23 protein-coding genes are annotated in these 21,068 nt (G+C 66.8%); 18 read left to right on the forward strand and 5 right to left on the reverse strand.

Translation table 11 applies throughout. The annotated features are described in order from the left end of the window. The first annotated feature begins 7 nt into the window (after positions 1-7). The 18 genes from ML539_RS02045 (at position 8) to ML539_RS02130 (ending at position 15,734) form a co-directional block, all read left to right on the forward strand. Complete coding sequence (locus ML539_RS02045) at positions 8-361, forward strand: NADH-quinone oxidoreductase subunit A (RefSeq protein WP_243286489.1); 354 nt, start codon at positions 8-10, stop codon at positions 359-361. Beyond that, the gene (gene nuoB / locus ML539_RS02050; protein WP_275975692.1) at positions 352-861 is read left to right on the forward strand and encodes an NADH-quinone oxidoreductase subunit NuoB; all 510 of its coding nucleotides are present in this window, start codon (positions 352-354) and stop codon (positions 859-861) included. The genes ML539_RS02045 and nuoB overlap by 10 nt, the downstream gene beginning before the upstream one ends. Further along, entirely contained in the window at positions 861-1,739 is an 879-nt protein-coding gene (locus ML539_RS02055) for an NADH-quinone oxidoreductase subunit C (protein WP_243320194.1), read from the forward strand. Before nuoB ends, ML539_RS02055 begins: the two co-directional genes overlap by 1 nt. Positions 1,740-1,748: 9 nt before the next feature. Further along, entirely contained in the window at positions 1,749-2,849 is a 1,101-nt protein-coding gene (locus ML539_RS02060) for an NADH-quinone oxidoreductase subunit D (protein WP_243320196.1), read from the forward strand. A 19-nt stretch (positions 2,850-2,868) separates the two neighbouring features. Continuing rightward, on the forward strand, positions 2,869-4,035 hold the full coding sequence (locus tag ML539_RS02065) for an NADH-quinone oxidoreductase subunit H (protein WP_243320197.1): 1,167 nt from the start codon (positions 2,869-2,871) through the stop codon (positions 4,033-4,035). 10 nt (positions 4,036-4,045) lie between these two features. Then, entirely contained in the window at positions 4,046-4,549 is a 504-nt protein-coding gene (locus tag ML539_RS02070) for an NADH-quinone oxidoreductase subunit I (protein ID WP_243286485.1), read from the forward strand. 34 nt (positions 4,550-4,583) lie between these two features. Continuing rightward, positions 4,584-5,135, forward strand: a complete 552-nt coding sequence (locus ML539_RS02075) for an NADH-quinone oxidoreductase subunit J (RefSeq protein WP_243320199.1) — start codon at positions 4,584-4,586, stop codon at positions 5,133-5,135. Beyond that, entirely contained in the window at positions 5,135-5,437 is a 303-nt protein-coding gene (gene nuoK, locus ML539_RS02080; protein WP_243294227.1) for an NADH-quinone oxidoreductase subunit NuoK, read from the forward strand. The genes ML539_RS02075 and nuoK overlap by 1 nt, the downstream gene beginning before the upstream one ends. 20 nt (positions 5,438-5,457) lie before the next feature. Continuing rightward, positions 5,458-7,797, forward strand: a complete 2,340-nt coding sequence (gene nuoL, locus ML539_RS02085; RefSeq protein WP_243320201.1) for an NADH-quinone oxidoreductase subunit L — start codon at positions 5,458-5,460, stop codon at positions 7,795-7,797. Between the two features lie 21 nt (positions 7,798-7,818). After that, a complete protein-coding gene (locus ML539_RS02090; RefSeq protein WP_243320203.1) occupies positions 7,819-9,510 on the forward strand; it encodes an NADH-quinone oxidoreductase subunit M in 1,692 nt (563 codons plus the stop codon). Further along, entirely contained in the window at positions 9,510-10,973 is a 1,464-nt protein-coding gene (locus ML539_RS02095; RefSeq protein WP_243320205.1) for an NADH-quinone oxidoreductase subunit N, read from the forward strand. Before ML539_RS02090 ends, ML539_RS02095 begins: the two co-directional genes overlap by 1 nt. Before the next feature lie 57 nt (positions 10,974-11,030). Then, positions 11,031-11,312: an AtpZ/AtpI family protein gene (locus tag ML539_RS02100; RefSeq protein ID WP_243320207.1), complete on the forward strand. Its 282-nt coding sequence runs from the start codon at positions 11,031-11,033 to the stop codon at positions 11,310-11,312. Next, a complete protein-coding gene (locus ML539_RS02105) occupies positions 11,305-11,721 on the forward strand; it encodes a hypothetical protein (protein WP_243320209.1) in 417 nt (138 codons plus the stop codon). Before ML539_RS02100 ends, ML539_RS02105 begins: the two co-directional genes overlap by 8 nt. Positions 11,722-11,733: 12 nt before the next feature. After that, positions 11,734-12,465: a F0F1 ATP synthase subunit A gene (gene atpB, locus ML539_RS02110; RefSeq protein WP_243320211.1), complete on the forward strand. Its 732-nt coding sequence runs from the start codon at positions 11,734-11,736 to the stop codon at positions 12,463-12,465. A 172-nt stretch (positions 12,466-12,637) separates the two neighbouring features. Next, positions 12,638-12,937, forward strand: coding sequence for an ATP synthase F0 subunit C (locus tag ML539_RS02115; protein WP_243286476.1), 300 nt, complete (start codon positions 12,638-12,640; stop codon positions 12,935-12,937). 96 nt (positions 12,938-13,033) lie between these two features. Then, positions 13,034-14,203, forward strand: a complete 1,170-nt coding sequence (locus ML539_RS02120; RefSeq protein ID WP_243320213.1) for a TIGR04552 family protein — start codon at positions 13,034-13,036, stop codon at positions 14,201-14,203. Continuing rightward, the gene (locus tag ML539_RS02125; protein ID WP_243286474.1) at positions 14,197-14,535 is read left to right on the forward strand and encodes an anti-sigma factor antagonist; all 339 of its coding nucleotides are present in this window, start codon (positions 14,197-14,199) and stop codon (positions 14,533-14,535) included. Before ML539_RS02120 ends, ML539_RS02125 begins: the two co-directional genes overlap by 7 nt. Positions 14,536-14,567: 32 nt before the next feature. Then, positions 14,568-15,734, forward strand: coding sequence for a fused response regulator/phosphatase (locus ML539_RS02130; protein WP_243320215.1), 1,167 nt, complete (start codon positions 14,568-14,570; stop codon positions 15,732-15,734). 8 nt (positions 15,735-15,742) lie between these two features. On the opposite strand, the gene rfaD is transcribed toward ML539_RS02130, so the two are convergent. The 5 genes from rfaD to ML539_RS02155 all read right to left on the reverse strand — a co-directional run bounded on the left by rfaD (position 15,743) and on the right by ML539_RS02155 (position 21,055). After that, positions 15,743-16,678 carry an ADP-glyceromanno-heptose 6-epimerase gene (gene rfaD / locus ML539_RS02135; protein ID WP_243320218.1) on the reverse strand — a complete coding sequence of 312 codons (936 nt, stop codon included), beginning with the start codon at positions 16,676-16,678 and terminating at the stop codon, positions 15,743-15,745. A gap of 117 nt (positions 16,679-16,795) precedes the next feature. Next, positions 16,796-17,746: a DMT family transporter gene (locus ML539_RS02140; protein ID WP_243320220.1), complete on the reverse strand. Its 951-nt coding sequence runs from the start codon at positions 17,744-17,746 to the stop codon at positions 16,796-16,798. 67 nt (positions 17,747-17,813) lie between these two features. Continuing rightward, positions 17,814-18,776, reverse strand: a complete 963-nt coding sequence (locus ML539_RS02145; protein ID WP_243320222.1) for a DUF1573 domain-containing protein — start codon at positions 18,774-18,776, stop codon at positions 17,814-17,816. Between the two features lie 28 nt (positions 18,777-18,804). Then, complete coding sequence (locus tag ML539_RS02150; RefSeq protein ID WP_243320224.1) at positions 18,805-19,773, reverse strand: glycosyltransferase family 9 protein; 969 nt, start codon at positions 19,771-19,773, stop codon at positions 18,805-18,807. Positions 19,774-19,936: 163 nt separating this feature from the next. Next, complete coding sequence (locus ML539_RS02155) at positions 19,937-21,055, reverse strand: glycosyltransferase family 4 protein (protein ID WP_243320227.1); 1,119 nt, start codon at positions 21,053-21,055, stop codon at positions 19,937-19,939. Positions 21,056-21,068: the final 13 nt, after the last annotated feature.

Below are 21,068 nucleotides of genomic sequence, written 5' to 3' on the forward strand. Positions count from 1 at the left end.
AGGCTCCATGCGTGGGTACGCGTCCATCCTGCTGCTGATCCTGGTAGCAGTGGCCCTGCCGATCATCATCCTGAATCTGTCACGGCTCTTGCGCCCGAGTTGGCCAAGTGCCGCGAAGTATTCAACTTATGAATGCGGCATCGTCACCACCAGCGGAGCGCGGGAGAAGTTCTCGGTCCGCTACTACCTGGTGGCGGTGATGTTCCTGGTGTTCGACGTGGAAACCGTCTTTCTGATGCCGTGGGCCATTCAGATGAAGGAACTGGCCGTCTTCGGCTTCATCGAACTGGGCCTGTTCCTGTTCCTGCTGCTGTTCGGCTACGGCTACATCTGGTCCAAGGGAGCCCTGACATGGGAATGAACCAACCCACCGCCCTTGAGCACATCCTGATCACCACCAAGGTCGAGAAGGTCATGAACTGGTCCCGCGCCACCAGCGTGTGGCCGGTGACGTTCGGCCTGGCCTGCTGCGCCATCGAGATGATGGCCGCGGGCGCCAGCCGCTTCGACTTCGACCGCTTCGGCGCCGGGATCTTCCGCGCCAGCCCGCGCCAGGCCGACCTGATGATCATCGCGGGCACGGTGACCTACAAGATGGCGCCGGTCATCAAGACCCTCTACGACCAGATGCCTGAGCCGAAGTGGGTGATGGCCATGGGTTCCTGCGCCACCGCCGGCGGTCCCTTCGACTCGTACCACACGATCCAGGGCGTGGACAAGGTCATCCCGGTGGACGTCTACATCCCGGGTTGCCCGCCCCGTCCCGAGGCCTTCATCTACGGGTTCCTGAAGCTGCAGGACAAGATCATGACCAGCAGCCTGGCCGACCGGTACAAGGACATCTTCGAGGAGGTCGGCTGATGTCGGAACCGAACGTCCCCCAGGCTCCGGAAGCCGCGGAGGTGCCCGCGGGCCCCTACGTGTACGACTACAAGGCGGCGCCGTACCGGCAGATCGCCATGCCGAAGACGGTGCCCCTGCCGAGCCACCGCGCCTACGTGGCCGAGCAGAAGGCGGCCGCCGAGGCGGACGAGGCCAAGTGGCAGAAGACCCTGGCCGACTACGAGACCGCCAAGGCCAAGGCCGAAGCCGAGGGGAAGGATGCCCCCAAGCCGCCGGTCCGGCCCGTCCCCCGCAAGGACGACAACGACATGAAGCCCCCGGTTCCGCAGGAGGCGACGGACGCCGACCTCCTGAAGCTGAAGGAGCTCCTGGGGGACAAGGTCGAGGAGATCTTCGAACAGGCCGGTGAGCTGGTCTGCCAGGTGAAGAAGGAAGCCATCCACGAGGCGCTGGCGTTCTGCCGCGACGAGGCGGCGCTGAAGTACGAGATGCTCGCCGACCAGTCCGCCACCCACTACCCGGCGGCCAAGGACTATGCCTGCAGCGTGGTCTACCACCTGACGAGCATCAGCCGCCGCAAGCGGCTCCGGCTGCGCATCCTCGTGCCCGAGGGCTTCGCGCCGGAGAGCGCCTGCTCGCTCTATCCCAGCGCGAACTGGATGGAGCGGGAGATCTACGACATGCTCGGGATCCGCTTCCAGAACCATCCCGACATGACCCGCATCCTCTGCCCCGAGGACTGGGAAGGCTATCCGCTCCGGAAGGACTACCCGACCGTGGGCTGGGGCCAGCGCGACATCGCCTTCCGCGAGGATCGCGGCGGCATGCTCGAACGCATCGCCCTCCAGAAGGCCGGCCAGCTGGGCATCAACCTGAAGCAACCCAAGGCGGACTAGGAGCGGACGGTGTTCAAGAACGAGGAAATGGAAATCAACCTGGGCCCGCAGCACCCGTCCACCCACGGCGTGCTCCGGGTCAAGCTGCGGCTGGATGGCGAGACTGTCACCCACTGCCGGCCGATGATCGGGTACCTGCACCGCGGCGTGGAGAAGATCTGCGAGAACCAGTCCTTCTTCCAGGGTCAGGTCTGGACGGACCGCATGGACTACTGCTCCGCCGTGGCCAACAACCTGGGGTGGGCGGAAGCCAATGAGAAGCTGCTCGGCATCACCGTGCCGCGCCGCGCCCAGTACATCCGCACCCTGCTGAACGAGTTCAACCGCATCGCCTCGCACCTGATCTGGCTGGGCACCCACGCCATGGACATCGGCGCCTTGACGGTGTTCCTCTACGCCTTCCGCGAGCGCGAGGATGTCCTCGACATCAACGAGGCCTTCTGCGGCTCCCGGCTGACCACCACCGCCTTCCGCATCGGCGGCCTGCGCGAGGACCTGCCTCCCGGCTTCGAGAAGATGGTGCGGAAGTTCCTGGCGAAGTTCTCCGATTGCCTCGAGGAGTACGAGGCTCTGCTCACGGAGAACCGCATCTGGAAGAAGCGCACCATCGGCGTGGCCCGCCTCAGCGCCGAGGACGCCATCGCCCTGGGTGTCACCGGCCCCATGCTGCGCGCGGCCGGCGTGGCCTACGACATCCGCAAGGCCTTCCCCTACGCGGCCTATGAGGAGATGGACTTCGAGGTCCCCACCCGCACCGAGGCCGACACCTACGCCCGGTATCAGGTGCGCATGGCCGAAATGCGCCAGAGCGCCCGCATCATCCAGCAGTGCATGGACGGCATGCCGGAAGGCCCCGTCATGGCCAAGCTGCCCAAGATCCTGCGCTCCGAGGTCAACGAGGTCTACCACGCCACCGAGTCGCCCAAGGGCGAGATCGGGTACTACCTCGTGGGCGAGAAGGGTTCCCTGAACCCCTACCGCTTCCACGTGCGGGCTCCCGGGTTCATCAACCTCCAATCCCTGCCCAAGATGGCCGAGGGAGGACTGATCGCCGACGTTGTCGCGGCCATCGGATCCCTGGACATCGTGCTCGGCGAGATCGACCGCTAGCCGACGAGGATCCCAAGACATGCCGACCCCGACCCTCACCCAGTCCATCGTGATCACCCTCATCCAGTGCCTGATGGTGGTGATCTTCGTCTTCGTCGTCGTCCCCCTCACCGTGTTCGCCGAGCGCAAGGTGCTCGGCCACCTCCAGCAGCGCCTCGGTTCCACCCGCGTCGCCAGTGGCCATGTCGGCTTCAGTGGCTGGATGAACCGCAGAATGTGGAAGATGGGCAAGGTGCCTGTCATCTCCTACTGGCGCGGCATTCCCGGCCTCGTGGGCGACGTCCTGAAGCTGATCCTCAAGGAAGACGTCATCCCGGCCAAGGCCGACAAGTTCGTCTTCTTCCTCGCGCCGTCCATCAGCATGGTGGCCGCGATCGTGGTGTTCGCCGCGATCTCCTTCGTGCCCGGCACCTTCTTCACGTTCCCCACCTGGTTCCCCTACCTGGGCGGCCTCCCGGTCTCCGGGGGCATCTCCGACATCAACGTGGGCCTGCTCTGGATCCTGGGCGTGGCGACGGTGGGTGTGTACGGCATCGTCCTGGCCGGCTGGTCCTCGAACTCCAAATACCCCCTCCTGGGCGGCCTGCGCAGCGCGGCCCAGATGGTGAGCTATGAAGTCCCTCTGACCCTCAGCCTCCTCGCGCCGGTGGTCCTGTCCTCCAGCCTGAACTTCAGCGAGATGGCCACGCGCATGGCGGTCGGCATGCCCGTCTGGGCCCTGATCCCCCAGGTCATCGGCTTCCTGCTGTATCTCACCTGCGGCTTCGCGGAGACCAACCGCCTGCCCTTCGACATGCCCGAGGCCGAGAACGAGCTGGTGGCGGGCTTCCACACCGAGTACTCCGGCATGAAGTTCGGCCTCTTCTACCTGGCCGAGTACATCAACATGACCGTCGTGTCGGCCCTAGCCTCCGCCTTCTTCCTGGGCGGCCCCTGGCTGCTGCCCTTCGGCCTGCAGGGCCTGCTGAACCCCTACCTGCCCGGGTTCCTGTCCTGGTTCACGGAGCCCCACGCCATCTTCTTCGTGGCCAAGATCGTCTTCCTGCTCTTCACCTTCATCTGGGTGCGCGGCACCATCCCCCGCTACCGGTACGACCAGATCATGGCCGTGGGCTGGAAGTACCTGATCCCCCTGGCGCTGGTCAACCTCCTGCTGGCGGCCGCCATCCGCTGCTTCGTCGTCTAAGGGGCCGACCATGAACAAGTTCCTCAGGACCCTTCTCCCCGCCGACATCGCCAAGGGCCTGTCCGTCACCGGCAAGCACTTCCGCCAGGTCTTCTTCACGGCCAACCGACGCAAGGTGCCCTTCCACATCGTCTCCGAGTACCCCGAGGTTCCCGCCAAGGTCCAGCCGCGTTTCCGCGGGCGCCTGACGATGCTGAAGGACGAGCAGGGCGTGATCAAGTGCGTCTGCTGCCTGGCCTGCGAAAAGATCTGCCCCACCCAGGTGATCACCATCGAGAAGGGCAAGCAGGAAGGGCGCAAGATGCCCTATCCCGTGCGGTACGACTTCGAGATGGAGCGCTGCATCTTCTGCGAATTCTGCGTGGAGAGCTGCGGATTCGACGCCATCATCCTCAACCACCAGTTCGAGCTGGCCGCCTACAACCGCGAGGACTTCTCCCTCGGCACGGAGGGCCTGGGCCAGAACATGTTCGAGCCCTCGCACGTGGGCAAGTTCAGCGTGGCTGACGACTGACTCCATCCCTTCGCGCCTATCCAGAGGACGTCCCATGGAACATTTCATCGAAACGATCGGCCGGAACATGTTCGCCATTTTCGGCGTCCTGGCCCTTGTCGGCGCCCTGATCATGATCGGCGCCAGGAGCGCGATCCACAGCGTGCTGGGCTTCCTCTTCGCGATGCTGAACATCGCCGGTTGCTTCCTCGCGCTGGAGGCCGAGTTCCTGGGCGTGGCCCAGATCCTGGTCTACGCGGGCGGCATCGTGGTGCTCTTCCTCTTCGTGGTCATGCTCGTGGAGATGAGCAAGAAGCACGAGGGCGAGGTCTTCCAGCTGCAGTCCCGCTACGCGGTGCTGGCCGTCGCGGGCGGCGTGGCGCTGTTCCTGGGGGTGTTCCGCAAAGCCATCTTCGGCGCTCCCTCGCCGGAGTCCCTGGTGCTCCGGCCTGAGCTGGCCAAGGGGCTCGACGTGGCCCACCAGAACGCCCAGGCGGTGAGCCGCGGCCTTTTCGCGGACTACCTCCTGCCCTTCGAGATCCTCAGCGTGATCCTGCTGGTCGCCCTGGTGGGCGCCGTGGTGCTGGCAAAGACGGAGCGGGTGTGATGGTCAGCCTGAACGCAGTCCTCGTGATCTCCTTCCTGCTGTTCTCCATCGGCATCGCGGGGGTGCTCATCCGCCGCAACGCCCTGATCATCCTCATGTGCGTGGAGCTCATGCTCAACGCCGCCAACCTGAACTTCATCGCCTTCGCCCGCCACAGCGGGTCCGCCTCCGGCCAAGCCTTCGCCCTTCTCGTGATGGGCTTCGCGGCCGCCGAGGTCGCCGTGGGCCTCGCGCTGGTGGTGGCCCTCTACCGGCGGCGCGACACCGTCCAGGTGGACGACATCAACCTGCTGAAGGGATGACGACGACCATGAGTGCCGAAATGACCCTGACGCACGCCGCCACCGCCGCCTCCCAGGCCGGCAGCTACCTCTGGCTGATTCCCTTCCTGCCCTTCTTCGGGTTCCTCATCAACGGTCTGAGCGGCCGCAAGCTGCGGAACACCGCCATCGTGGATACCCTCGCCCTCGGCAGCGTGGGCCTGGCCTTCCTGCTCACGATCTGGCATTTCATCCAGCTGGCCGGCCTGCCGGCCGAGGGCCGCTCCATCCACCAGAGCCTCTGGACCTGGTTCAGCATCGGTGGTGCCCACGTGCTGGGGGGACTCACCACCGCCAAGTTCGAGTGGGCCTACAAGTTCGATGTGCTGAGCGGCTGCATGGCCCTCCTGGTCTCGGGCGCCGGCTTCCTGATCCACCTGTTCAGCACCGGCTACATGGCGGAGGAGCGCAACGACGGACGCTACTACCGGTTCATGGCCTACCTGAACCTCTTCGTGTTCAGCATGCTGAACCTGGTGCTGGGCGCCAACATCCTGATGATGTTCCTGGGCTGGGAAGGGGTGGGCCTCTGCTCCTACCTGCTCATCGGTTTCTACTTCGACAAGGAGTTCGCCGCCGTCGCCGGGAAGAAGGCCTTCGTCACGAACCGCATCGGCGACTTCGGCTTCATGATCGGCTTCTTCCTGATCTTCCAGGTCTTCGGCACCCTCGACTACGACACGCTGATGGGCTCGGTCCGCGGCATCGCGACCATGCCGGCCATCACGCTCTACGGCCACACCGCGAGCCCCACCTGGTGGTTCAACCTCATCGGCTGCTGCCTCTTCGTGGGCGCCATGGGCAAGTCCGCGCAGATCCCCCTGTACGTCTGGCTGCCGGACGCCATGGCCGGCCCGACGCCGGTGAGCGCCCTGATCCACGCCGCCACCATGGTCACCAGCGGCCTCTACATGATCACCCGGCTGAACTTCATCTACGTGAACGCCCCGGTGGCGCTCGCCGTGGTGCTGGCCTTCGGCTCCCTGACGGCCTTCGTCGCCGCCACCATGGGCCTGGCCCAGTACGACATCAAGAAGGTGCTGGCCTACTCCACCGTGTCCCAGCTGGGCTTCATGTTCATGGGCATGGGCGCCGGGGCCTTCAGCGCCGGCATGTTCCACGTCTTCACCCACGCCTTCTTCAAGGCCAGCCTCTTCCTCGGGTCGGGCGCCGTGATCGCCGCCTGCCACCACGAGCAGGACATGAGGAACATGGGCGGGCTCCGCAAGCTCATGCCGATCACTTCGCTCTCGATGATCGCGGCGACCTTCGCCATCGCGGGCATCTTCCCCTTCTCGGGCTTCTTCTCCAAGGACGAGATCCTCTGGAAGGTGTTCGAGGGTTGGTACCAGCACGGCCACTACACGGGCCCCACGCTGAACCTGGTGGCCTGGATCCTGGGGATGCTCGGCGCCTTCTGCACCGCCTTCTACATGACCCGTCTCATCGCCATGACCTTCTACGGCAACTACCGCGGCGCGGGCGACGATCCCTGGGGCCTGTCGGTGCAGTCGGAGGCCCACCATGGCCACGATGACCACGGCCACGGCGACCACGCTCATGTGGCGCACGCCCCGGAGGTCCCCGGCCACCCCGAGAACCACGCCCATGAGCTGGGCAAGGCGCACGACCATCACGTGGATGACCCGGAGGACCATGACTTCGTTCCCGGCCACCATCCCCACGAGGTCTCCTGGCGCATGTGGTTGCCGGTGGCCATTCTCGCGGGCCTGGCGGTGGTCGGCGGCTTCCTGAACTACCCCGAGAGCCTCCACCGAATCCTGCCCATCGTGCCGGCCGAACTGTTCAGCAAGTGGATCGAGCCGATCCTCTACCAGGCGGCGCCCGTCCACCACGGCGAGCACGTACCGCCCGCCATCGAGTACGGCCTCATGGCCTGGGCGACCTTCATCTGGGCCCCCGGCGCCATGATCCTCGCCTGGTGGATCTACAAGGTGGATCCCAGTTGGGGCCGGGCCAAGGCCTTCGTGGCCCGCTTCCCGAACCTCTACCGCTGGGTGAACGCCAAGTACTATGTGGACGAGTTCTACGAGGCGGCCCTCATCGAGCCCATCAAGCGCTTCTCCGCCCAGCTCTGGAGCTTCGACACCTGGGTGGTGGACGGCATGGTGAACGGCGCGGCCCGCATGACGGTCCTCTGGGCCGAGCTCTCGCACTGGGTGGACGAATACCTGGTGGACGGCACCGTCGACCTCGTCGAGTACATGGTGCAGGAGACCAGCCAGGTCTTCCGCAGCGTCCAGAGCGGCCGGGTGCAGCACTACGCCTTCGTGATGTTCCTCGGCTTCCTCGTCATCGCCTTCTGGAAATTCCTCGTCTAGCCCTCATTGGTCGGAGTCCCCATGTTCACCGCAAACACGACACTGATGCTGGTGGCGACCTTTCTGCCCCTTCTGGGGGCGCTGGTCCTGCTTCTCGTGCCCAAGGACCAGCGCCGGGTCTTCGAGATCGGCTCCCTGCTGGTGATGATCGTCAGCTTCCTGATGAGCGTCGTCTTCTGGTTCGGCTATGACCGGGCCAGCGACGCGGTCCAGTGGGCCCAGGCCTGGAACTGGATCCCCGCCATCGGGGTGAAGTTCAGCGTGGGCATGGACGGCATCAGCCTCCTGCTCTGGCTGCTGACCACCTTCATCGGCCCCATCGCCATCGCCTGCTCCTTCAGCTCCATCACGGAGCGCCACAAGGAGTACTACATCTGGATGCTGGTCCTCCAGACGGCCATGCTCGGCGTGTTCATCACCCAGGACATGTTCCTCTTCTACCTGTTCTGGGAAGTCATGCTGGTGCCGATGTACTTCCTGATCGCCATCTGGGGCGGCCCGCAGAAGCTCTACGCGGCCATCAAGCTCTTCCTCTACACCCTGGCCGGCGGCGTGTTGATGCTGGTGGCCATCCTCGCCATCTACTTCCTGCAGCACAAGACGACGGGCGTCTACGACTTCTCCCTGGCCAGCTTCCAGGCCATGGCCCCCGTGATCGCCCAGCAGACCAAGACCTATCAGGTACTCCTGGCCCTGGCCTTCTTCATCGGCTTCGCCATCAAGGTTCCGATGTTCCCCTTCCATACCTGGCTGCCGGACGCCCACGTGCAGGCACCCACGGCCGGTTCGGTCATCCTCGCCGCCATCCTCCTGAAGATGGGCACCTACGGCTTTGTCCGGTTCCTGCTGCCCATCCTGCCGACCGCCACCAAGGAATTGCTACCCTGGTTCATCGGCCTGTCCCTCATCGGCATCATCTACGGCGCCCTGGTGGCCATGATCCAGAAGGACATGAAGAAGCTGGTGGCCTACTCCTCCGTCAGCCACCTGGGCATCTGCATGCTGGGCCTCTTCGCCCTGAACCCCTACGGCATCAAGGGCGGCCTGTTCCAGATGATCAACCACGGCATCAGCACCAGCGGGCTCTTCCTCGCGGTGGGCATCGTCTACGAGCGCCGGCATACCCGCATGATCGCGGACTTCGGCGGGCTCTCGAAGAGCATGCCCGTCTACGCCACCATCTTCATGATCATGACCATGAGCAGCCTGGGCCTGCCCCTGCTGAACGGGTTCATCGGCGAGGGCGTGGTCCTCATGGGCGCCTTCCAGGCCTTCCCCTGGGCCGCCGTAGTCGCCACCCTGGGCATCATCCTCGGCGCCGCCTACCTGCTGTGGATGTACCAGCGCGTGATGTTCGGACCCATCACCGCCGTCAACGAGAAGATGGACGACCTCAACCTCCGCGAGGTGCTCTACTTCGCTCCCCTGGTGGTGACTGCCTTCTGGATCGGGATGTATCCCAAGCCGATCATGGACGTGATGGACGCGCCGGTGAAGAAGCTCGTCGAGCAGATCACCCCCGGCTACCACGCCGCCCAGTCCCTGGCCGCCCAGCAGGCCGTCGCCGCCAAGCTCGGCATGCAGGGGATGACCGCCCCGGCCCACCACGAGGAGACGGCGCCTGCCGGCCATGAAGCCGCCACCGCCGGTCACGAGGCTCCCGTCCATGAAGCTGCTGCCCCCGAAACTCATGGCCACGGCGGAGGCCACTGATGACCGGCTTCGCACAGGGGCTTCTGGACGCGCTCCTTCGGGACACGCACCTCATCACGCCCCAACTCTTCCTGATGGTCGTGGCCACGCTCATGCTGTGGCCCGGCGACCTCTTCTTCAACCGGAACGAGAAGCACCGGTGGGCGCCCATCACCCTGGTGGTCCTCGCCATCACGGCGGCCCTGATCGGCCGCACGCCGGATGGCGAAGGCTTCTCCCGCATGTTCCGCATGGACGGCCTCACCCGGGGCTTCGAGATGCTGTGCGTGCTGGGCGCCGCGGCCACCGTGGCCCTCAGCGTGAAGCTGCTCAACGGGCTCAAGCAGCAGACGGTCGAGTACTACGCCCTGATCCTGTTCTCCCTGGCGGGCATGCTCTTCCTCTGTGGCGCCTCTGACCTGATTTCCGTGTACTTCAGCCTCGAGCTGATGGCCATCTGCATCTACATTCTGGTGGCGTACCTCCGGGACCGCGCCACCAGCGTGGAAGCGGGCATGAAGTACTTCCTGCTCGGCGCCTTCTCCAGCGGCATCCTCGTCTACGGCATCAGCCTGCTCTACGGCGCGGCCGGCGGCACCACCACCAACCTGGCGGACCTGAACCAGGCGCTGGCCCTGACGCCCACCACCAGCAACCTCCTGGTGTTCTCCGGCGTACTCATGGTGCTGATGGGCATGGCCTTCAAGGTGGCGGCGGTCCCCTTCCACATGTGGTCGCCGGACGCCTACGAGGGCGCCCCGACGCCCATCACCATGTTCATGGCCACCGCTCCGAAGGCCGCCGCGCTGGCCGCCTTCCTGCGAGTCTTCGGCGCCGGCCTCCACGGGGTGTCCAGCGAGTGGGTCCTGCCCCTCAGCTACATCGCCGGGGCCAGCATGATCCTGGGCAATGTCACCGCCGTGCGGCAGGAGAGCATGAAGCGCCTGCTGGCCTACTCGAGCATCGCCCATGTGGGCTACATGCTGCTGGGCGTCCTGTCGGGCGATCCCAGGGCCGGGGCCCAGGCCGTGTGGCTCTACATGCTCATCTACATCGTGATGAACACCGGCGCCTTCGCCGTGGTGATCTACCTCCAGGGCAAGGGCGAGGGCGAGCGCATCGAGGACTTCAAGGGCCTGGGACGCAAGCATCCCGTGCTGGCCTTCGCCATGATGGTCTTCATGCTCAGCCTGGCCGGCATTCCGCCCCTGGCCGGCTTCTTCGGCAAGTTCTACCTCTTCAAGCTGGCCATCGAGCAGGGCTTCGTCACCCTCACCGTGATCGCGCTGCTCACCAGCGCCGTGGGCGCCTACTACTACCTGGGCGTGGTGAAGGAGATGTACTTCCGGGAGCCCGAGGGCGAGGCCGTCCCCATGGGCGCCACCTCGGTCTTCGTGGTGACCCTGGCCTGTGCCCTGGTCCTGGTGGCCACGGCGTTCGGTCCCTGGCTGGTGGACTGGGCTTCTAAAGTTACGTGGGTGTAGGCCTCGGCCGTACACTGGGAGGCGCGGGGAAACCCGCGCCTTTTCGTTGGGGTTCAGGTGATCTTCAAGCGGAATGAGGGATCGGATCCCGGGGAACGGGCCCTGTGGGGCGACCTCATGTCCCTGGGCCTCACCTTTCCCATCTGCATCGCCCTGGGGTTCTTCCTCGGGCGCTGGATCGGCGGGCGGTTCGGCCACGCGGCGGCGGGGCAGTGGGTGGGCCTGGTCTGGGGCATCGTCACGGCCTTCTGGGAGCTCTACAAGGTGAACCAGCGCATGGCGAAGCGGGATGCCGAGGAGCTGAAGCGCCTCAAGCATGGGAAGGACCGCCATGAGTGAGGGCGGGGGCAGGGGCCAGGTCATGGACGAGGGCGAGGACCATCTCCGCCGGGTGACCTGGGCCATGGTGGCCCTGGGCCTCCTGGGCGTTCTCCTCTGGGGGTTTCTGCGCTCCTGGACCGCGGCCCTGGCCTTCGGCGTGGGGGCCCTGGCCAGCCTGGGCTTCTGGGCGCTCCACCGCTACCTGACGGCCCGCATGTTGACGCCGTCGGTGCGCCGGAGATGGCTCTACGGCTTCCTGTCCATCGGCAAACTGGCGTTGATCGCGCTGGTGCTGCGTGGGATGATGGGGAGATACCCGGCGGAAGCCCTGCCGCTGGCCATGGGAGTGCTTCTCTTTGTGGCCGGTATCCTGCTGGAAGCCCTCCGCCTGGCCTTCCAGAAACCTGAAGCCACGCCGCCTGATTGAGGTCCGACCGAGATGGAACACCACGCATCATTGCTCGCCCAGTGGCTTACCCAGGTCCTGCACCTGTCGCAGCACCCCTGGCCCGGGTTCGCCCACGGGGCGGCCCTGTCCATTCTCGAGCGCTACGACCATCTGCTGAACGCGGCCCTGGCGGCTCTGGTGACCATGCTCTTCACGGCCGTGGTCCGGAAGAACCTCTCCCGGATCCCCGGCCCCCTCCAGCAGATGTTCGAGGGCGTGGTCGAGTGGCTCAAGGGCATGATAAACGACAACATCGCCCACCACGGGGAGAAGTACCTGCCCTTCATCGGGACGATGGCGCTCTTCGTCTTCTTCAACAATCTCTTCGGCCTCCTGCCCGGCCTCAGCCCTGGCACCAGCAACTGGAACGTGACGCTGGGCGCGGCCCTCGTGGTGTTCGGCTACTACAACTTCCATGGGATGAAGGAACAGGGCTTCCTGAAGTACTGGGCCCACTTCGCCGGCCCCATCTGGTGGCTGTCGATCCTGATGTTCCCGCTGGAGATCCTGGGCCTGCTCAGCCGCATCCTCAGCCACTCCCTCCGTCTCTTCGGCAACATCGCCGGCGAGCACGTGGTGGCCGGCATCTTCTTCGGCCTGATGCCCATCCTCCTGCCGGTGCCCATGATGTTCCTGGGCCTGTTCTTCGGGCTCATCCAGACCTTCGTGTTCACCATGCTGGCCACCATCTACTTGAGTGGTGCCGTCTCCCACGAGCATTAGCGTCGTCCGGGGGGCGCCCGCTTGGCGGGCGACGGCCCCCCGGAACCCCCCGATGCGAGTCTCCGGCAAACCCTGATCCCCGCATCCGCCCTTCCGGGCAAGGCCATCCGCCGTTTCCCCTTCACCGTCCGCGGGATTCCGAACCCTTCGGGCACCACTTAGGAGCACCACCATGAAGAAGTTCCTCACCACCGCCTTCCTGTTCACCCTGGCCGCCGTCGCCTTCGCGCAGGGTGCCCCCGCCGCTGCCACGAAGAGCCTCTTCGAGGGCCAGTTCACCGCCCACATCGCCCTCGCCATCGCCGCCGCCGGCTGCGGTCTGGCCCAGGGCAAGGCCGTGGTCGCCGCCTGCGAGGGCGTGGCCCGCAACCCCCAGGCCGCCGGCAACATCCGCACCACCATGATCATCGGCCTGGCCCTCATCGAGGCCCTCGTGATCTACGTGCTCGTGGCCGCGTTCGCCATCAAGTAGGATCGAAGCGGTTTCAGAAACGGGGCGTTCCTTTTCCGGGGCGCCCCGTTTTTTTATGATTCATACTGAGGAAAGTCGGTAAAGATGCTGGACGTCATGCGCCACCATGCCCTATTTCCCATGCCGCCGGAGGTCACCCAGGTGATCCTTGGCGGGGGGTCGCCCATCGACCTCGAGGGTCTGCGCATCCAGTCCTCCGACGAGGCCTGGACCTTCGCCCTCAACTACGGCTACGACATGAGCGTCCCCGCTCAACGGGCCAAGGTCGTGAAGATCTACGAGGACGCCATCGACTTCCTCGAAGGGGTGGTGCTGGAAGGCACGAATCTGCATGTTCCGAACGAGCTGCGGGCCGTCGGGGACCCCCTCGACCTTCTGGTCTGGGCTTCGGAACGTCCGCGTACGCTCAGTGGCCGCTGGGCCTGCGCGATCCTGCGGGTGATGCACACCCTCTTCCATGTGGACCACAACGTGAACCTCCGGTATCTCCCGGAGATCCAGCGCCAGGTGTTCAGCCGCTACGACCAGTTCCTGGTGTGCGAGGAGGGGCGCTGGCTGCTGCGGGGCGCCTACGAGGTGCCGCTCGTGGCCGTGGAGCGAAAGGAGAACAAGGACCGCGTCTCCATGCTCCTGAAGATGCTCCACAAGCCCGAGAACGTCGCCGAGACCATCTACGACCAGATCGGCATCCGGTTCGTGGCCGAGGACCGCCTGGGCGTGCTCATGGCCATCCGCTTCCTGCTGGACCACCACGTGCTGATGCCCACCCACATCAAGCCCAGCCGCAGCCGGAACCTGATGATCGACCTGAACGCCCTGGCCGCCTGGACGGAGACCCTGCCGCCCCTGTTCCAGATCCAGGATCTGAGCCCCGAAGAACGGCAGACTCTCAGCGGCACGCTGGCCCTCAAGACCGGCGGCATTGAACAGAACCCGTTTTCCAGCAAGGATTATTCAGCCATCCAGTTCACGGCGCGCACCCTGATCCGCCTCCCGGGCCCCGGCGCCTCCGTGCTTGAAACCCTCCAGGACCGCCTCCGGGGCCTGGGACACGAGGACCTGGCGGAACTCGCCCGGATTCCAGAGTTGATCCAGGAACAGGAGGAGTTTACTTTCTTCTTCGCACACGAAGTCCAAGTGATGGAACAATCAGGGTTTCAAAGCTCACGTTCAGGTCCAGCATCCCATTCGGAATACAAGCAACGCCAGCGTGACGCTGCGCGCCGGAGAGTGCTTCAGGGAATTCTTCAGGAGGAGCCATGTTGAACATCCAGACCCGCCAAGAAGGCACCGCTTCCGTGGTGTCGATCCAGGGCAAGGTCAACTTCGAAGTGACCGCCCAGCTGCGGGATGTGATCCGGGAAACGGTGGCCACGGCCCAGCCCAAGCTCCTGGTGATCAACCTGGAGGGCGTCAGCTTCATTGATTCCTCGGGCCTGGGCCTGCTCGTCGCGGCCCGGAACAGCGTGGACAAGTCCGGCGGCAAGCTCCACCTGTCCTGCCTTCCGGCGCCGGTGAAGAAGACCTTCGACCAGACGAACCTCACCAACTACTTCTCCATCTTCGCCACGGAGCAGGACGCCCTCCGCGGGGCGTGACGGCCCCGCAGGGGCCTTCCTGAAGGGTCTGCATGGCCAAGGGCGTGGTCCTGGTGGTGGATGATGAAGCGCCCATCCGGGACATCCTCAGCTTCTACCTCAAGCGGGCGGGCTACCAGGTCCTGACCGCGGGCCACGGCGTGGAGGCGATCGCAGAGATGACCCGCCTGAAGCCGGACCTCATCATCTCGGACCTTCGCATGCCCGAGATGTCCGGGGACGAGCTGTGCAAGCGGGTGAAGAGCGATCCCGCCACCCAGGACGTCTACTTCATCATCCTCTCGGCCCTGGACGGGACGGCCTCGCGCATCGGCAGCCTCAGCATCGGCGCCGACGACATGATTCCCAAGCCCTTCCACGCCCAGGAGGTGCTGGCCAAGGTGGATTCCACCTTCCGCCTCATCGGGATGCAGAAGGAGATCAGGCGCCAGAACAAGGAGCTGACCGCCTTCCAGGAGCGGGTGCAGGAGGAGATGGAGCTCGCCGCCGCGCTCCAGATGGGCCTGCTGCCCAAGCTTCCCGGCGAGGGGCCCGGGGTGCGCTACACCCACTGCTACCTGCCGGCCGCCGGCATCGGCGGGGACATCTACGCGGTCCTGCCGCTGCCGGACGGCAGCACGGCCATGATGATCGCCGACGTGAGCGGCCACGGCGTCACCGCCGCGCTCATCTCCGCCATGGTGAAGACCTCCTTCGAGAACCAGGTGCGGCTGGGCGGTGAGCCCCTGGCCTGGGCCACGGGCATGAACGAGGACCTGTGCCGCTCCACCCTGGCCGAGCAGTTCGCCACGGCCTGGCTGGGTCGCCTGGACCCGGCCACGAACCGCATCCGCTACGTGGCGGCCGGCCACTGCGCGCCGCTGCGCATCGTGCGGGGGTCCCAGGGGGGGCTCCAGCGCTCCGAGGTGTTGCGGGGCAAGGGGTTCATGCTGGGGCTGGACGTCCAGCTGCCCTTCATGGAGCACGACGCGGAGTTCCTCCCCGGGGACCGCCTGGTGCTGTACACGGACGGCCTGGTGGAGGTGGAGCGGGAGGACCGCACCATGCTCGAGGAGGCCGGACTGCGCCGCATCTGCGCCGAGCTGCCCGCCGGGGCGGAGGACGCCGCGGCCGCGATCATCGCCCAGACCCGGAGCTTCAACGCCCCGGCGCCCTTCGTGGACGACGTGACGCTCGTGGTGCTGGACCGCAGGGGCTAGATTTCCGCCTAGATCTCCGCGAGGGTGGCGGCGATGCCGGCCTCCAGCTCCGTGAAGGGGGCGGTGTAGCCCGTGGCGCGCAGGCTGCGCACGTCCGCCTGGGTGAAGCTCTGGTACTTCCCTCGCAGGGCGTCGGGGAAGGGGATGTACTCGATGCGGCCCTGCCCCAGGTGGGCGATGAGGGTCTTCGCGATGTCGTTGAAGCTGCGGGCCTTCCCGGTGCCCGCATTGACGATGCCCTTGGCCATGGCTCCGCCGCCGAAGTGCAGGTTGATGGCCACGATGTCGCCCACGAAGATGAAATCGCGCCGCTGCTCGCCGTCGCCGTAGCCCTCCGTGCCCTCGAAGAGGCGGCAGACGCCCTCCTCCTTCAGCTGGCGCAGGAGCTGGTGCAGCACGGACATCATGCGGCCCTTGTGGCCCTCCCGGGGGCCGAACACGTTGAAGTAGCGCAGGCCCACCACGGGGCTCTGGATGGCGGCCATCAGGCTCCGCACGTGCTGGTCGAAGGCCAGCTTGGAGTATCCGTAGACGTTGAGGGGGCCCTCGTTCGCCGGCACCGGCTCGAAATCCGTACTGGCGCCGTAGGTGGCCGCGCTGCTGGCGTAGACCAGGGGCGTCTTCCGAGCCAGGCACCAGTGGAGCAGGGCCTTCGAGTCCCCGTAGTTGTTCTCCATCATGTAGCGGCCGTCGGTCTCCATGGTGTCGGAGCAGGCGCCGTTGTGGAACACGGCCTCGGGCCGCAGGTCCAGGGTGCCCGCATCCAGCCGGGCCCGGAACTCCCGCTTGTCCATGTAGTCCGAGAGGGTCAGGTCCGCCAGGTTCCGGGCCTTCTCCGCCCGGGCCAGGTTGTCCACCACGAGGATGTCCGTGTGTCCCCGGCGGTTCAGCTCCCGCACCAGGTTGCTGCCCACGAATCCCGCGCCGCCCGTGACGATGAACATGCCCGACTCCTCTTCTCCAACAGGATACCGGCTTCGTCGTCGCCCAAATTCACTGGCCGACGGCATCAGGGGCCGTAACGGAGTGCCCCGGCCTGGCCAGGCGCTCCGCAACGGCCCCTAACCGATGGCCTCTTCGGCCTCCGGCCGCTGGAACCGCTTCAGCAGTCTCGGTCCCAGCTCGGCCACGAAGGTGGCGGCGAAGATCAACAGGCCGCCGGCGAGCTGCGTTGGGCTGAGGTGCTCCCGGATGCCCGGGACGAAGCCGCTGACGGAGATGGCCAGCGTCCAGACCGGTTCGAGGCTGAACAGGATGGCGCTCTCCGTCGCCCCCAGACGGGCCTGCATGGTGCTCTGCACGTAGAAGGCGAGGGTGGTGGCCAGCAGTCCCATGAAGCCCAGGGAGACCCAGGTGCCTGCGTGGGCGAGGGCGGCGCCGGACCCCTGGAAGCTGTGCGGCGCCGGGAGGGCCAGCGTGATGGCCAGGGAGATCGCCCCCGTGACGGCCACCTGGATGAAGGCCAGCACCCACCCGGAGGACCGGCGTGAGAAGTGGGCTGTCATCACGATGTGGAAGCCGCACAGCACCGCCGCCAGGAGCGTCTCGGAATCGCCCCGGGTCCAGCCCCCCCAGGCCGCGCCGGGAACCCGGACGAGCAGCACCAGGCCCGTGACGGCCACCAGGGCGGCCAGCCCGTGCGACGCCCGCAGGCGGTCGCCGGCCAGCAGCGCCACCAGCGGGGTGAAGATGACGTAGAGTCCCGTGATGAAGCCGGACTTGGACGGCGAGGTGAACCGGAGGCCGTCGGTCTGCACCCAGAAGATGGCGGCCAGCACGAGCCCCAGCCAGAGGCCGTCCAGGGCGTCCCGGCGCCGGATGGGCACCCGCAGCACCAGCAGCATCAGGCCCAGCCCCGCGGTCCCGATGGCGAAGCGCAGGGTCAGCAGGGTCCCCACCGAAAGGCCCGCCTGGAGGCAGTACTTGGTGGCGGGGAAGCCGCCGCCCCATACGGCCGCGATGGAGGCCATGGCGAAGACGGCGATGAGGTGCGACCTGCGGGATTCCGGCATCCTTCCAGGCTATCGCCCCACCCGGGATGGGCGAAGGAGGAATCGCGAAGTCTTTGACGTTCTGCTGTTATTTTAAGATCGCAGCCAGGCGGATCGTCAATTCCGGCTGGTTCGGGTCGTCGGTGGTCAGGGACAGGACTTCGCTGTACCGCCCGGCCTTCAAGGAGGCGGGCAGCACCACGGACAGCTCCTGGCTGGCGGAACGCTGGCCCAGGCCCTCCACTCGGACGCCCGTGAGGGAACACCGGGTTCCGGTGACGCGGAAGGCATGGCCGTCCGCCTGCTTGAGGGCGAGCTTCTGCCGCAGCTCTTTGCCGGCCGCGTCCTGGAAGACCAGCTCGACCGGCGTGGCCTGGATCGAGGGCTTCAGCTCCCACTGGATGTTCAGGCCCATCTGGCTCATGCGGGGGTTCGTGAAGTGCACCGTGGCCTGTTCCACGCCGCGGAACCGGCCGGCGGGCACTTTGCGGCCGTCGAAGGCGACTTCCAGGACCAGGTCCTTGCCCTCCTGCCGGTAGGCGAAGGCGAGGAAGGGGGCCCCAGGAGCCTTCACGTCCACGATCTGGACCGGCTCGCCGTTGCCGCTGGCGTAACGGACTGTGCTGCGCGAGGTGGCGGACTTGGGGGCGTTGTGGAAGTAGACGGATTCAACCGAGGGCATGATCTCCTGCACCACCTCGGCCTCGAGGGTCAGGCTGGTGGCCGGAGCCTTCGGATCGTTGCAGACCACCTCAATGGACTTGCGCACGCCGCCCTTGAGGCCCCGCGGATCGAAGGTGGCCTCCAGGTCGGTGCTCTCGCCCGGCGCGATGGACCACTTGCCGATGACCGTGGCCGTGCAGCCGCAGCTGGGCCGCACCTGGGTGATGCTCAGGATGGCGTTGCCGGTGTTGGTCACGCGGTACTTCGCGGCCACCTTCCGGTCCGGCGTGATGCGGCCGAAATCGTGGTGGGTCTTGTCGAAGTGGATGGCGGGGGCCTGGGCCATGAGCGTGACGGCGGCGCAGGCGAAGAAGAGGCGGCGGAGCATCGGGACCTCGTCGGGAAGAAGTGTGATTCTATCCGCAGATCAGGTCGCGGAGGGCGCCCCAGACCTGATCCGGTCCGATCCCCGCGAGACAGGGGTGGCCGGGAATGAAGCAGTCCCGCTTGAAGCAGGGGGCGCAGGGGACGTCATCCTTGCGCAGGCCGCGGCTCTTCGGTCCCCAGGGGGTGGACCCGCCGGGGTCCGTGGCGCCGTAGAGGGCCAGCACGGGCGCGCCGGTGGCGGCGGCCAGATGGCTGAGCCCCGAGTCGTTGCCCAGCACCGCCGCGGCGCCGCGCATCCAGGCGGCGGCCTCCTTGAGGGTGGTTTTCCCGCAGAGATCCAGGCCCTCGGTCCCGGCCACCGCCGCGCAGGTGACGGCCTCGTCCGGCGAGCCCAGCACCGCCACGGCGAAGCCTTCGGACCTGGCCTTCAGCAGCAGGGCCCGGTAGTGTTCCACGGGCCAGGCCTTGGAGGGCCAGGTGGAGCCTGGCATCAGGCAGAGGTAGCGCCCCGCGGGCTTGTCGATGGCCACCCGCGGATCGAAGTCCGCGTAGGGCATGGGCGGCAGGTCCGGCCAGCGCCGCTTCAGCACCGCGTGGTAGCGGAGCAGGAAGGGGCCTTCCGCGTCCCAGAACGGGCCGCTGTGGGTATTGAAGGGGCCCGCCAGGCTCTCGTCCACCCCGATGCGCTCGGGCACCCGCGCCAGCCAGGCCGCCAGGGCGGGCCGCAGGGACTTCGGGAAGTGGATGCTGCGGGCGGCGCGGTGCTCACGGAGGATCCGCGCCATGGCGATGGGACCGGGCTTGCCCTCGTCCGGCAGCGCCACGTCGCAGAACCACGTCTCCGCCACCAGGCCCACGGTGGTCTTCGGTCCCCAGACGACCAGCGGGCCGGCGTCGATCTCCCGGAGCAGGCGCAGCACGGGAAGCTGCATGGCGGCGTCGCCCACGAACCGCGGGAAGCGCACCCAGGTGGCGTGGTGTGGGATCACGGCGGTCATTTCGAAAGCTCCAGCGGGGCTCGCCGCTTGGGACTACCCCCCGATCGCACCGCGCCCCGCGCGGTGCTCCTGCTCCCGCTGCGCCTCTGGCTTGCGATCGCAGAGGGCGCCCCGTCGTCGCCGACGAATCGCGGGAATCGTACCCAGGTGGCGTGCTCGGGGATCACAGCCACGGCGCCACCGCCTCGCGGAACCTCGCCGCGGCGTCGTAGTCCCGGGTGAGGGCCGTGCCGAAGGCGTGGGCCTTCGCGCGCTGGGCCTCCCAGGCCGCGGGATCCGCCAGCAGGGGGGCGATCCGGGCGGCGGCGGCGCGCAACAGGCCATCCTCGATGGTCTTGCGGTCGTCGGGCTTGGGGATGAGGAAGCCGCCCTCGCCGTCCTTCAGCATGGTCCCGATGCCGCCCACGGTGGGCGCCAGGACGGGCACGCCCCGCTCCAGGGCCTCGATGAGCGCCAGGGGAAAGAAGCCCTCGTTGCGGCTGGTCATGACGTAGAGATCCAGGGCGGCGAAGGCGGGGGAGAGGTCCTTGAGCGGGCCCGTGCGGGTGCAGTGGTCCAGCAACCTCTCGCCCACCAGCGCATCCTGGATCTCCTGGGCGTAGGCTTGGTCTTCCCGGCCCGCCAGCAGCAGGTGCAGGGGGCCCGGCACCTGCTCTCCCAGCCGGGCGGCGAAGCGGATCACGTCCGCGGTCGCCTTCCGGGCGTCCATCTGCCCTGCGTAGCCCACCACCACCGCGTTTTCTGGTACGCGCAGCGCGATGCGCGCCGCGCGCCTCGCCTCCGCGTCCACAGGTTCCACCGCCGCCCGCGGATACAGGGGGTGGATGATGCTGCATGGGGCGGCGCTGAGGTGCTGCCGCACCGCGGTGGTGAAGTCGTAGGTGCAGATCCAGCGGTCCACGAGGCTTCGCACGCCGCGGTACTTCCGCAGGTGGCGCTCGTAGTGCTCATGCAGGGTGAGGACCGTCGGAATCCGCAGGCCGAAGCGCGCCAGCCAGGGCAGGGCCCGCTGCACACCCTTGTGGTTGCAGAGCACCAGGAGGTCCGGGCGCGTCCGGCGAAGCCAGCGGAAGGCGCCCAGGGCGCCGGGGAGGTGGAGCACCTCGGCCACGTTCGGGTTCCGCTGCCGCAGCTCGGGCTCGATGTCGCGCTTCCCGGGCTCTTTCCGGAAGATCACGCTGACCTTCACGGGCAGCCCCGCCAGGGCCGCCACCTGCTCCAGGAGCACCCGCTCGCCTCCTCCGAAGGACAGTTTCCGGTGCGCGAACACGACGTGCTTCACGGGACTCCACGAA

It is taken from the genome of Geothrix sp. SG200 (assembly GCF_022808935.1).
In the GTDB taxonomy this organism is placed as follows: Bacteria; Acidobacteriota; Holophagae; order Holophagales; family Holophagaceae; genus Geothrix; species Geothrix alkalitolerans.

What these genes read in the sequence shown, in the direction of transcription:
- ML539_RS02045 (WP_243286489.1), top strand. Translation starts at nt 8, where the DNA reads ATGCGTGGGTACGCGTCCATCCTGCTGCTGATCCTGGTAGCAGTGGCC.
- nuoB (WP_275975692.1), top strand. Translation starts at nt 352, where the DNA reads ATGGGAATGAACCAACCCACCGCCCTTGAGCACATCCTGATCACCACC.
- ML539_RS02055 (WP_243320194.1), top strand. Translation starts at nt 861, where the DNA reads ATGTCGGAACCGAACGTCCCCCAGGCTCCGGAAGCCGCGGAGGTGCCC.
- ML539_RS02065 (WP_243320197.1), top strand. Translation starts at nt 2,869, where the DNA reads ATGCCGACCCCGACCCTCACCCAGTCCATCGTGATCACCCTCATCCAG.
- ML539_RS02070 (WP_243286485.1), top strand. Translation starts at nt 4,046, where the DNA reads ATGAACAAGTTCCTCAGGACCCTTCTCCCCGCCGACATCGCCAAGGGC.
- ML539_RS02075 (WP_243320199.1), top strand. Translation starts at nt 4,584, where the DNA reads ATGGAACATTTCATCGAAACGATCGGCCGGAACATGTTCGCCATTTTC.
- nuoK (WP_243294227.1), top strand. Translation starts at nt 5,135, where the DNA reads ATGGTCAGCCTGAACGCAGTCCTCGTGATCTCCTTCCTGCTGTTCTCC.
- nuoL (WP_243320201.1), top strand. Translation starts at nt 5,458, where the DNA reads ATGACCCTGACGCACGCCGCCACCGCCGCCTCCCAGGCCGGCAGCTAC.
- ML539_RS02090 (WP_243320203.1), top strand. Translation starts at nt 7,819, where the DNA reads ATGTTCACCGCAAACACGACACTGATGCTGGTGGCGACCTTTCTGCCC.
- ML539_RS02095 (WP_243320205.1), top strand. Translation starts at nt 9,510, where the DNA reads ATGACCGGCTTCGCACAGGGGCTTCTGGACGCGCTCCTTCGGGACACG.
- ML539_RS02105 (WP_243320209.1), top strand. Translation starts at nt 11,305, where the DNA reads ATGAGTGAGGGCGGGGGCAGGGGCCAGGTCATGGACGAGGGCGAGGAC.
- atpB (WP_243320211.1), top strand. Translation starts at nt 11,734, where the DNA reads ATGGAACACCACGCATCATTGCTCGCCCAGTGGCTTACCCAGGTCCTG.
- ML539_RS02115 (WP_243286476.1), top strand. Translation starts at nt 12,638, where the DNA reads ATGAAGAAGTTCCTCACCACCGCCTTCCTGTTCACCCTGGCCGCCGTC.
- ML539_RS02120 (WP_243320213.1), top strand. Translation starts at nt 13,034, where the DNA reads ATGCGCCACCATGCCCTATTTCCCATGCCGCCGGAGGTCACCCAGGTG.
- ML539_RS02125 (WP_243286474.1), top strand. Translation starts at nt 14,197, where the DNA reads ATGTTGAACATCCAGACCCGCCAAGAAGGCACCGCTTCCGTGGTGTCG.
- ML539_RS02130 (WP_243320215.1), top strand. Translation starts at nt 14,568, where the DNA reads ATGGCCAAGGGCGTGGTCCTGGTGGTGGATGATGAAGCGCCCATCCGG.
- rfaD (WP_243320218.1), bottom strand. Translation starts at nt 16,678, where the DNA reads ATGTTCATCGTCACGGGCGGCGCGGGATTCGTGGGCAGCAACCTGGTG.
- ML539_RS02140 (WP_243320220.1), bottom strand. Translation starts at nt 17,746, where the DNA reads ATGCCGGAATCCCGCAGGTCGCACCTCATCGCCGTCTTCGCCATGGCC.
- ML539_RS02145 (WP_243320222.1), bottom strand. Translation starts at nt 18,776, where the DNA reads ATGCTCCGCCGCCTCTTCTTCGCCTGCGCCGCCGTCACGCTCATGGCC.
- ML539_RS02150 (WP_243320224.1), bottom strand. Translation starts at nt 19,773, where the DNA reads ATGACCGCCGTGATCCCACACCACGCCACCTGGGTGCGCTTCCCGCGG.